This window comes from Photobacterium leiognathi, from assembly GCF_030685535.1.
GTDB lineage: Bacteria > Pseudomonadota > Gammaproteobacteria > Enterobacterales > Vibrionaceae > Photobacterium > Photobacterium leiognathi.
In genome coordinates this window covers 502,028-513,367 of record NZ_CP131599.1, presented here as the reverse complement: position 1 = coordinate 513,367, position 11,340 = coordinate 502,028, and the positions used below count along the sequence as shown (strand labels likewise).

The 11,340-nt window shown below is 41.3% G+C and carries 7 protein-coding genes and 1 pseudogene; 5 read left to right on the top strand and 3 right to left on the bottom strand.

The features are described from left to right. The first annotated feature begins 122 nt into the window (after positions 1–122). Positions 123–500: a DUF2541 family protein gene (locus Q7674_RS02445; RefSeq protein WP_008989534.1), complete on the top strand. Its 378-nt coding sequence runs from the start codon at positions 123–125 to the stop codon at positions 498–500. Positions 501–572: 72 nt separating this feature from the next. Here Q7674_RS02445 and Q7674_RS02440 read toward each other — a convergent pair whose 3' ends face one another. Then, positions 573–920 (bottom strand): gamma-glutamylcyclotransferase family protein, encoded by a 348-nt coding sequence (locus Q7674_RS02440; protein WP_045063723.1) that lies wholly within the window; start codon positions 918–920, stop codon positions 573–575. Between the two features lie 235 nt (positions 921–1,155). On the opposite strand from Q7674_RS02440, the gene Q7674_RS02435 reads away from it, so the two are divergent. Beyond that, positions 1,156–2,802 (top strand): ABC-ATPase domain-containing protein, encoded by a 1,647-nt coding sequence (locus tag Q7674_RS02435; protein ID WP_045063721.1) that lies wholly within the window; start codon positions 1,156–1,158, stop codon positions 2,800–2,802. A gap of 324 nt (positions 2,803–3,126) precedes the next feature. Here Q7674_RS02435 and Q7674_RS02430 read toward each other — a convergent pair whose 3' ends face one another. Beyond that, on the bottom strand, positions 3,127–5,010 hold the full coding sequence (locus tag Q7674_RS02430) for a DEAD/DEAH box helicase (RefSeq protein WP_008989113.1): 1,884 nt from the start codon (positions 5,008–5,010) through the stop codon (positions 3,127–3,129). 742 nt (positions 5,011–5,752) lie between these two features. Here Q7674_RS02430 and Q7674_RS02425 point away from each other — a divergent pair. Further along, positions 5,753–7,777, top strand: coding sequence for an exoribonuclease II (locus Q7674_RS02425; protein WP_045063720.1), 2,025 nt, complete (start codon positions 5,753–5,755; stop codon positions 7,775–7,777). 45 nt (positions 7,778–7,822) lie between these two features. On the opposite strand, the pseudogene Q7674_RS02420 reads toward Q7674_RS02425, so the two are convergent. Beyond that, positions 7,823–9,210, bottom strand: a pseudogene (locus Q7674_RS02420) (IS4 family transposase). A gap of 149 nt (positions 9,211–9,359) precedes the next feature. On the opposite strand from Q7674_RS02420, the gene Q7674_RS02415 reads away from it, so the two are divergent. Both Q7674_RS02415 and Q7674_RS02410 read left to right on the top strand, forming a co-directional pair. Further along, positions 9,360–9,941 (top strand): DUF1415 domain-containing protein, encoded by a 582-nt coding sequence (locus Q7674_RS02415; RefSeq protein ID WP_023934704.1) that lies wholly within the window; start codon positions 9,360–9,362, stop codon positions 9,939–9,941. A gap of 146 nt (positions 9,942–10,087) precedes the next feature. Continuing rightward, complete coding sequence (locus tag Q7674_RS02410) at positions 10,088–11,335, top strand: GGDEF domain-containing protein (RefSeq protein WP_045066176.1); 1,248 nt, start codon at positions 10,088–10,090, stop codon at positions 11,333–11,335. Positions 11,336–11,340: the final 5 nt, after the last annotated feature.

Sequence of the window (11,340 nt, the reverse complement as noted above, 5' to 3'; positions counted from 1 at the left end):
TTATCTATATTTTTTTACATATATTCTGAGTTATAAAATTACAATTGCTTACAACCTATCCTTTCGCTATTTCAAATTCTCATCATTATAATTAGTGCAGTTCTTACTTATGAGATTGCTTTATGAAACTAAAAGCTACAATGGCTGCAGCAATGATCCTGTCAGCTATGGCGTTTTCAACAACGGCTTCTGCTGATACATTCACATTAGGTCGTACTATTCTTCTTGAAGCGAAAAATAATCACGCAAAGATCCCTGTGCCTCTTTGCCGTAATGCAAAATCAATTCAGATCAAAGCTGAACGTGATGTGTTTTTATCGAAAGTCATTTTCAAATTTCAGAATGGCTCATCACGCGTATTTCAATTCCAGCGTAAGCTAGACAAAAATGAAAGAACGGACTGGCGTCGTTTCTCTTATGAGCGCTGTGTAACTGATATTCAAGTACATGGCCGTGCAGAAGATGGCAGCGCTGGTATTAGAGTTTACGGTCGTAAATAAACTTAATCCGTTAAAAAAGAGCGTTAATCAATCGATGAACGCTCTTTTTATATCTATAAAAAGTGACTCTACTTACATTTCACTTGGGCTTAGTCGATACACAAATGCCTGATGCTTCGTACCATCTTCAAGTAAAACAGTGATCTCAACACGATCATAACCCTCGCCTTCAAATTCATCGATTCGCGGCCAATGATCGACTAATTCATCAGAGCTAAATAACAAGCCTTGCACCTGCTCACCTTGCGCTTGTGGTACAAATGCCGGATAACCAACAGTAGCTCCTTTACCATTTGGGTAAACAAAGCCAACAGCATAGGCTTTCTGCCACCTTCCTTTTAGACCAGCTAGAACGTAAGCATTTGATTGGTCTGGCGCTAATGTGCCATAAACAAATAATCCATTAATCGTTTCTGTCATGGGGTGCCTACTCTTTAGTTACTGCAAAATAGTCAGCATTAATACACTGCAAGCTATTGACTAAAATATAATGATTAAACAGCAGCCCCTTTCACAATAGCGCTGGTCATTGATATTCTTTTTTGTGATCCCGTTTAAAGTTTACATGCTAACTATCGGACTTTAGTGTAATATTCTGCCCCCGAACACACTAGATTCTCGGTGCTTGCACCATAACGAACGATATCGAGGCGATATGCAATTACTCGAAGCCAAACTCCATAAAATTGACCGTCATAATTACCGTAGTTACACCAGTTTACGTGGTGAATACCACTTCGTTGATTACGACTTCTTTATTGATACCGTTCAAACGGATCCTTTTGCGCCAGCTTCTCGTGTTCGCGCCCGTCGTGCATGGTCGTTAACGGATCTTGAATGGCTTCGTGAAAAATCACCAGTATACCAACGTGCCGCACGTGACTTCATCGCACGCTTCTTTGCTGAACTATCACAGCAAGACAATGCCGTTTTAATCGACATGCCAGGACAAGTGATCTTAGATCGTACTGCGGTTATGTTTGACGACGAAGGTATCGAATTACGTTTTCGTGTAAACCTGCCTGCAGATGGTCGTACTATCATTGCTAAGCGCACCATGAACCTGCTGACTTTCCATCTGCCAAAGATGATCCGCCGTTCAACAATTGCCCGTGAATTACCGATGGATCAGCTAAAAGCACACTGTGAAGCAGCAGAAGATCAAGTTGCATTACGTGCACAATTAAAAGAGCACAAACTATTGGCTTTCGTTGCTGACGGCAGTGTTCTGCCTCGTCTTGCTGGTAACAGTGATTTACCACTGCCAAACGCTGTGCCGTTTATGAGCCCAGAAAACCTTGCTGTTGAGCTTGAAGCACCGCACAAAGGTAAGATCCGTGGTATGGGTATTCCTGAAGGCATCACGCTAATTGTCGGTGGTGGTTTCCATGGTAAATCAACACTATTAAGTGCGATTGAGCGCTCTGTTTACGATCATATTCCAGGTGATGGTCGTGAATACATCGTAACCAATTACAATGCTGCAAAGATCCGTGCTGAAGATGGGCGCTGTGTACACAACGTTGATTTATCACCATATATCAGCAACTTACCTATGGGTAAAGACACAACAGCATTTACAAGCCAAAATGCATCAGGTTCAACTTCACAAGCATCTTGGTTACAAGAATCTATTGAAGCGGGTGCTGAAGCATTACTGATCGATGAAGACACATCTGCTTCTAACTTTATGATCCGTGATGAGCGCATGCAGGCACTGATTTGTAAAGACGATGAGCCAATCACACCACTTGTAGACCGTATTTCTCTACTACGTGATCAACACGATATCTCAGTGATGTTAGTAATGGGTGGTTCGGGTGACTACCTTGATGTTGCAGATACCGTCATTCAAATGCACAACTACGAAGCTGTAGATGTGACAGAAAAAGCCCGTGACGTTGTAGCCTCTCACCCTACTCGTCGTAAGGCTGAAGGTACGGAAGTAATCGTACGACCACGTACACGTCAGGTGAACCGTAGTGCACTACAATCACTACTTGAAGAAGGTAAATTCCGTATTCAAGTTAAAGATAAAACATCACTACGCTTTGGTCGTGAATATGTCGATCTTCAAGCACTTGAGCAAGTTGCACATTCAAGCCAGCTATTAGCGATTGGTTACCTATGGTTCCAACTTGCACAACTAAAAGGTTGGGAAAAAACGCCAGCTCGTGCGTTTGCTAACATGCTACACGACGATTGGGCAGCAATGATGCCTAAGTACGGTGAAATGTCTAAGCCTCGTGTTATCGAAGTCATGGCTGTGTTAAACCGTATGCGTAAGGCTGAGTTTAAGTAACGTCCCACTTATACAATAAGCTAATACGTAAAAGCCCGCTATCATGCGGGCTTTTTGCTATCTATCACTAAACATACTATGCGGTAAGCTAATAATTGGTCATTAGTGTCAATCACATTATCTAATGTATGTTAAGTGTATTTAAGAACTAGCGTTCTTTCTTTATTAATACAGAAATATTGCTGAGTAAAAGCGACTTTAGATGAATCCATTTATACACAACAAGCAATGTTTAAGTTTAACAGTACAAACGCCAAATAACAGGCATAAAAAAAGCCGAGTTAAATAACTCGGCTTTTTTGATTCTAGCTTAATTCAGCGAAATTATGCTTCTGAACGAGGCTTACGATCACCGCGTGGAGCACCATCACGGTTACCACGGTAACCACCACGGTTGTCATTACCACGGTTACGATCGAAACGACGCTCACCACCGCGATTACCATCGCGGTTGCCATCACGATTACCACGGTAACCACCACGGTTGCCATCGCGGTTACCACCACGAGGACGGTGTTCGCGAAGCACTTCACCTTCAACAACTACCGCTTTCACTTCGTTTTGACGAATACGTAGTTTCTTAAGCTGTGCTGCAACTTCTGCAGTCATCTTCTTAGGAAGTTGAACGAACGTGTGAGTTGGAGCTAGTTTAATCGCACCGATGAACTCTTTGCTTAGGCCAAGCTCGTTAGCGATAGCACCAACGATATCTTTAACCTGAACACCTTGCTCACGACCAACTTGTAACTGGTAAGTATCCCAGTCAGCGCTGTTGAATGAACGACGCTCACCACGGTCACGACGATCGCCACGCTCACCGCGGTCACGGTCGTTACCACGACGCTCACGACGTTGCGCTTCACGCTCAATTGCAGCGATCATTGGATCTGGACCTTTGTAGAATAAAGGACGGTTACCCTGCTGACGCTGAAGAAGCATAGCTGCTAGTGTTGCTGCATCAACTTCAATTGACTCTTGTAGTTTTTCAACAAGTTCAACGAATGCATCAACATTTGTTTGTTCTTTCTGAGCTTGCAGCTCTTCACCTAAACGGCTTAGACGAGCTGCAGCAACAAGATCACGTAGAGGAAGTTGGATTTCTTCCATACGAGACTTAGTTACACGCTCAATTGTACGTAGCATGCGGATTTGGTTAGTGCGAACTAGTAGGATCGCTTTACCTGTACGTCCTGCACGACCTGTACGACCGATACGGTGGATGTATGACTCAACATCAAATGGGATATCGTAGTTGAATACGTGTGTAATACGTGGCACATCAAGACCACGAGCAACAACGTCAGTTGCAACTAGAATATCAATCACGCCACGTTTGATGTGATCAACAGTACGCTCACGTAGAGACTGAGGAATATCACCGTGAAGTGCCGCAGCTTTAAAGCCACGAGAACATAGCCAATCAGCTAGGCGCTCAGTATCTTGACGAGTACGTACGAATACTATTGAAGCATCTGTATCTTCAGTTTCAAGAAGGCGGCTCATCGCTTCGTCTTTCTCTACGCCTTTAACAACCCAGAACTGCTGCTCTACTTTAGAAACAGTGCGGTTTTCACCAGCAACGTCAATACGCTCAGGGTTACGTAGGAAACGGTCAACGATTTCTTTAACGATTGGAGGCATAGTTGCAGAGAATAGTACACGCTGTGCACTTTCTGGTGCTTGTTCCATGATCCAAGTTACGTCGTCAACGAAGCCCATCTTCAGCATTTCATCAGCTTCATCAAGAACGAAAGTGTGTACTTCGTCTAAGTGAAGTTGCTTACGAGAGATAAGGTCTTTAACACGACCAGGAGTACCAACAACAATGTGTGCACCATTTTTTAGTGCGCGCATTTGGTCAACGATTGATGCACCACCGTAGATCTCAAGAACTTTAAGACCTTTGATGTTTTGACCAAGCGTTTTCATTTCAGCGGCAACCTGAATCGCAAGCTCACGTGTTGGAGCCATAACAATCGCTTGAGGCTTATGCTGAGATAGGTTTACTTTATTTAGAACTGGAAGTGAGAAAGCTGCTGTTTTACCTGTACCAGTTTGTGCTTTACCTAGTGCATCAACACCTGTAAGTAGAAGAGGAATTGACGCAGCCTGAATAGGCGTAGGAGCAACAAAGCCCATGTTGTCTAGTGCAGATAATAGTGTGTCGGCCAAATCTAGTTGGCGAAATTCTGTAACAGTTTCTTGCATTGGGATCCCAATATATGATCAACTTAAAAACGGGGCCCCTTTGCTACCAAGGGTTCTGCAACAGCAACCTCAAGCACGGGCCTCGACTAATAGGGGACGCATTGTGCGCTAATACTTGATAAAAAGCCAGAAAAAATTGAGGAACGTCACAAAACACCGACCAAGCAACCATTTATTGAACAATTAGAATAACAGACAAACACACTGCTTTATAGAACAACGATAGGATGCACTATGTTATTGTAAATACTTACAATACATGCATTAAACTGAGGTTAGAATAGAATAAAAGTGTTTTTATATTCTACCCTTCTTTATTATCTATCTAGCATTTCCTTTTCTTATTATTAATTTTATATTTTTGCTAATTGATGAAAAATCACTCGGCTTAACTAAGCATCTCCCACATTACAATTAACAAACTAAACATTTGAATTTTATATAAAATTAATCATAAAAATAGAATATAAGGCTATCTAAAACAGCCGTTCCACATGCTAAAGGCTGCAAAATGTTCATTTATTACGATTATTAATCACAAAGCTTATTTTTTCATATTATTACATTTTCTCTTATATTTTCGAATAACGACTAAACTCACTTCATTATGATAATTTCATGCTTCTATTTACTAATGGCTTATCCTGTTATCGAAGTTAACGTAAAATTTCATTAGCCAAATATTGGTTTTATCAACCCAAAAAAGTATAGTGTCAGCGTTACAAATCTGAGACCAGGCATAATGTTTCAAGATAATCCGCTGTTAGCACAGCTTAAAAAGCAAATTCAAGAAACACTTCCTAAAAAGGAAGGTAATATCAAAGCGACTGATCGCGGTTTTGGCTTTCTAGAGACTGATAATAAAGAAAGCTTTTTCGTTCCGCCTGCATACATGAAAAATGTTATGCACGGTGACCGTGTTATGGCAGTTATCCGTACAGAAAAAGAACGTGAAGTGGCTGAACCACAAGAGTTGGTTGAACAATCAATCACTCGTTTTATTGGTCGTGTAAAACTCATTCGTGATCGTCTGCACGTTGTGCCTGATCATCCTCAGTTAAAAGAAGCGATTAAAGCGAAAGCTACTAAAGGCCTAAATCCAGAATCACTAAAAGAAGGTGACTGGGTTGTCGCTTATTTAACTCGCCACCCTCTTGTTGATAATAACAAGACTTTCTTCTGCGATATCAAAGAAAAAATCACCGATAGCAACGATAAGATTGCACCTTGGTGGGTAACACTTGCACATCACAACCTTCCTAACGCAGAGCCTGCACCACAAGAAAGTTGGAATATGTTAGATGAAGGTCTTGAGCGCCAAGATCTGACTGATTTACCGTTTATCACTATTGATGGTGAATCAACCAAAGATATGGATGATGCAATCTATACCGTTGCTAACGATGACGGTAGCTTTGATATCACCATTGCGATTGCAGACCCAACGTCTTACATTGCTGTTGGCGATAAGATGGATGATGAAGCCCGTGAACGTGGTTTTACCATCTACTTACCTGGTCGTAATATCCCAATGCTACCGCGTGAACTCAGTGATGAGCTATGTTCACTGATCGAAAACGAAAAGCGTCCAGCTATTTGTTGTCGTGTAACTGTTGATAAAGACGGCGTTATCCAAGATAACATCGAATTCTTTGCAGCATGGATCAAATCTCAAGGCCGTCTATCTTACGATAATGTGTCTGATTTCCTTGAAAACAGCAGCACTGAAAACTGGGCTCCAAACGACATCATTGAAGCACAAGTTCGTGCACTACATGCGTTTGCTGATGCGCGTAGCAAGTGGCGTAAAGAGAATGCGGTTGTGTTCCCTGATCGTCCAGATTACCGCTTTGAACTAAGCGAAGATAACGACGTTATCGCAATCCACACTGATGCACGTCGTACAGCAAACCGTATGATTGAAGAAGCCATGATCACAGCAAACATTTGTGCTGGTCGTGCGCTACAAGAGAAATTCGGTACAGGTGTGTTTAACGTTCATAGCGGTTTTAATCCAGAAAAACTGGATACTGCAATGGAATTCCTCACTGAAGCTGAAGCGCCGTTCGAGAAAGAACAGCTACTTGAGCTCGAAGGCTTTAGTGCATTACGCCGTTGGTTAAACACCCTTGAAACAACTTACCTAGATAACCGTCTGCGTAAATTCCAAGCTTACAGTGAAGTTGCAAATACGCCTGCTCCTCACTATGCGATGGGTCTAGATGTTTACGCAACTTGGACATCACCAATTCGTAAGTACGGCGATATGATCAACCATCGCCTATTAAAAGCATTGATCACAGGTAACGAGCCAAGCCAAAAACCTGATGATAATGTAGGTGATGAAATTGCACTACACCGCCGTCATCACCGTATGGCTGAGCGTGACGTATCTGATTGGTTATACGTGCGCCTTTTAAAAGATGCAGTAAAAAATGCAACCATATTTAACGCTGAAGTATTTGATATTAACCGTGCAGGTATGCGTGTTCGTCTACTTGAAAACGGTGCATCTGCGTTTATTCCAAGTCCGCTTATCTTGGATAATAAAGAGCGCATTAGCTGTAGTGGCGAGCTAGGTATTATCACTATTGATGGTATTAAAGAGTACCAGCTAGGTGACACATTTGATGTAACACTAGCTGAAATTCGTAGTACTACTCGCCAACTAATTGCAAAACCTGTGAAGCAATTCCCTGCACCAGAAGCGACAGAAAATACTGATGCATCTGCTACAGAAGAGAATAAAGAAGAAGTTAAAGCATAATTGTTATTAACCTCTTAAAAGGCCAGCCTTTGCTCTGTCTCTTGATCACAAGTCATTGTGTTCAAGAGACTTAGCTAGTTCATATCCTTCAAGGATGGTTTGTAACCTAAACCATCCTTGCCATAATGTCTTTACAGAAGCGCGACCCGTCCGCTTGGTATCTTTCCAACCACCTAACCGTGCAATACTTTTGTAAGCCCACGATATATTTGGTGCTTCTTTGGGCAGCTTTTTCTTCTCCAATTTTAACCACACAAGCTTCCACGCTTTACCTTTTAACACCCGTTCACAACAACTACTAGATAACTCTTTAGATTCGTTCATAAATCTTAACTGGAGTAAACGAGTAGCAATAAATGCCAAAATAACACTGAGCCTTTCTAAGTTATCTTTACTTTGCATTCTCAGTTGTTCAACTTGCGTGCCTTCACTTTTCCAAACCTTGTGAAAATCTTCTATCAGCCAACGACGCTCATAATAACTGACGATGTTAAGTGCTTCCTCTTTGTTCGTTACAGGCTCTGATGTCAGTAAATGCCATGCGAGCTTGTCGTCACTCTCACCTTGCTCTATACATCCAACATAGTAGAGAGAGATATTATCGAACTCTTTTTTATTGGCGGGAGACTTAAGTGTCACGGGAGCATATTTGATGTCTAGATGAGCCGTGCGGGACTTACGACCGCCTTTTTGCGGTATTTTTAGCTCTTTGCTTCCTGCTGATAACAACTTGGAAGCGTAGTCATAAAGACGATTATCATGCTCCTCGATACAGCGACTTTGCATTGAGCGAACGATAAATCGTTGTTGTTGCTCGTGCTTGTAAGTGAGGTACTCGAATAAATCGGCTTCTCTATCACATACAGAAATAACCTCTGACATTTTCTCGCCTAGTCGCTCTGCAACATGGCGAGATGCTTGTTCCCATTTATAACTTTCTTTTTCTTTGTATGGTCGAGTGCGTGCTGGTGTCCTTGACCACGTTTGTCAATATCTCGGGTCCAGCGTTGTTGTTCGATTAAACCAACCACAGTGTGAGTTTCGGGAGCAAAAAGCAATGTTGAATGAACGAACATTGCTCGGTGTCGATTACCTTGATTGGAATGCCCGAGTGTATCTTGTATGCTGTGATGTGAGTAACTTAGAGAAGTGGTATCTTCCAATGCAAGCAGTGTTTGTTGCTCTAAAGCTTCTTGTGCTGTGACATAGAATACAGCTTCTGCAATATCTTCTGCTTTGATTTGGTCATTACGAATAAAGCGATAAGCCCCTTCCATATCGGCTGGGGAGATGATGAGTTTTGAGATAGGGATACCAGGTTGTTCAGCCAGAGAGGTAGCTAGAGCAACGAGTCTTTGAGTTCGTCTTGGGTCATTAAGATCGGCTTGACCGAATTGTTTTTGAGCCCAAAGAGTTGGTTCTATATAGGTCATCATAATCATCCTTATCATTGCTTAGATGATCAGATCATGAAACATAAAATTAGTTCAAAAAAATCCCCAAGCATTGGCTTAGGGATTTGTGTATAAGAGACAGGCCTTTGCTGGCCTTTTTTATAATAAAAATATTGGAAAGTCAGTCCATGAACTCAACAACAGAACAGAATACTCAACAGATCAAAGATATTGAAAAAGCCGTTGAACAATGGCTAAACGATGTGGTGATCGGATTAAATCTCTGCCCTTTTGCTGCTAAACCGCAACGTAACAAGCAGATCAAAATATTTGTTAGTAGCGATACAACTGAAAATGATTTACTAGAAACAATCTATCTCCAATTGAAAGAGCTTGATGAAACGCCAGTTTCTGAATTAGAAACCACATTGGTTGTCGCGCCTTACTTATTTAAAGAATTTGATGACTACAATCAGTTCTTAGATCTAGTGGAAGGGCTCGTCGTTCAATTAGGTAAAAGTGGTGTCTATCAAATTGCTAGCTTCCATCCTAATTACTGCTTCTATGGTACTGAACCGGATGATGCAGAAAACCTCACGAACCGCTCTCCATATCCTGTTTTTCACCTGATCCGTGAAGACAGTATGGAAAAAGTATTAAAGCATTACCCAGATCCTGAAGCGATCCCTGAACGTAATATTGAGTGTGTTGAAAATTTAACCGCAGAGCAAATTAAAACACTGTTTCCTTATTTAAATAAAGATCAGTAACTTAAGTTATTGATGTAGTAGCCGATATAACTACAATAACGGGTTGTAACGGCTACTCATTCAAGGAAGATTACAAATACGATAGATTTCCAGCTCATATTAGCTCACAGATATACGTATTTATTCTTAATTAAGGTTTTAGATTCATGCTCTTTTCTTCACACTTTCGTTCTGCTGGCATGCGGTTGCTGATCCCGCTAACGATTGCAACCTTAATGCTCATTGCTTTACCATTCTGCACTGCCACACTCGCAAACTATCAAAATTTGCTTATTAATATCCCTTACATTCTATTTTCTGTTGTTATCTTTCTCAGCCAGCCATTTAATCAAGGTAGAACTGGTTTCGTCGCTCTTATCATGTTGGTGGCATACACCATCATCATCAATCAATTACAATCTCCTCTCACCAATGACGAAATTAAACTTGTTTTCAGCTTACTCGCAGGGTTATTACCGTTTAATCTTCTGCAAGTACATATCATGCCTGACAAACGCCTATTCTCTCGCTTTGGCGCATTATTCAGCTGTTTCTTATTGCTACAAATAGGCTGGGCTGCCCTTGTTTACCATCATTTCAAAGATTCAGATCTGAGTGCGTGGTGGGAGGTTTACTTATTTTCCTATCGCAATTTATCCCCGTTACCTTTGATCTTACTCGTTTTGAATTTAGCGCTAACATGTAGCAACGCTTCTACGATCTTAAAGCGTAACCATAGTTCAGATCAGGCTGTATTCATCTGCTTACTGTTTAGTTTTCTCACATTTACCTTCTTCCACTATCCCTTTATCTCCAGCGTTGCCTTTAGCATCGTTGCTCTAATGCTGTTAATTAATATAATTAGTTGTAGTCATGAACTTGCTTTTATTGATCAACTAACTGAAATTCCAGGACGTAGAGCCCTTGATAATGAACTCAAACATTTAGGCAGAACATTTACCTTAGCGATGATCGATGTCGATCACTTTAAAAAGTTTAATGATAAATACGGTCACGAAACTGGTGATGATGTTCTAAAGCTTGTAGCTAGCCTTTTAAAACAGATAGAAGGTGGTGGTAAAGCATTTCGTTATGGTGGTGAAGAGTTTACGATTTTATTTAAAGGGAAAACCATTGAGCAATGTTTACCTTTACTCGAAGAGTTGCGTGAAAAGATAGCTAAATACAAAATGATCATCCGCGATCATGATAACCGCCCTCACAGCGATCATGCAGGCTTAAAAGAACGCGGACAACGTAAAAAATCCAAATCGGTCAAAGTTACAGTAAGTATTGGCGTGGCTGAAAACTATATAGAGCATGAGCCCGAAAGCGTATTAAAACTCGCTGATAACGCTTTATATGAAGCAAAGAACGCGGGGAGAAACTGCGTACATCAGGCTGATTGCTATTAAAAATA

Excerpts from the sequence above, each read along its gene's own strand:
- Q7674_RS02445 (WP_008989534.1), top strand. The coding sequence starts at position 123 with ATGAAACTAAAAGCTACAATGGCTGCAGCAATGATCCTGTCAGCTATG.
- Q7674_RS02440 (WP_045063723.1), bottom strand. The coding sequence starts at position 920 with ATGACAGAAACGATTAATGGATTATTTGTTTATGGCACATTAGCGCCA.
- Q7674_RS02435 (WP_045063721.1), top strand. The coding sequence starts at position 1,156 with ATGCAATTACTCGAAGCCAAACTCCATAAAATTGACCGTCATAATTAC.
- Q7674_RS02430 (WP_008989113.1), bottom strand. The coding sequence starts at position 5,010 with ATGCAAGAAACTGTTACAGAATTTCGCCAACTAGATTTGGCCGACACA.
- Q7674_RS02425 (WP_045063720.1), top strand. The coding sequence starts at position 5,753 with ATGTTTCAAGATAATCCGCTGTTAGCACAGCTTAAAAAGCAAATTCAA.
- Q7674_RS02415 (WP_023934704.1), top strand. The coding sequence starts at position 9,360 with ATGAACTCAACAACAGAACAGAATACTCAACAGATCAAAGATATTGAA.
- Q7674_RS02410 (WP_045066176.1), top strand. The coding sequence starts at position 10,088 with ATGCTCTTTTCTTCACACTTTCGTTCTGCTGGCATGCGGTTGCTGATC.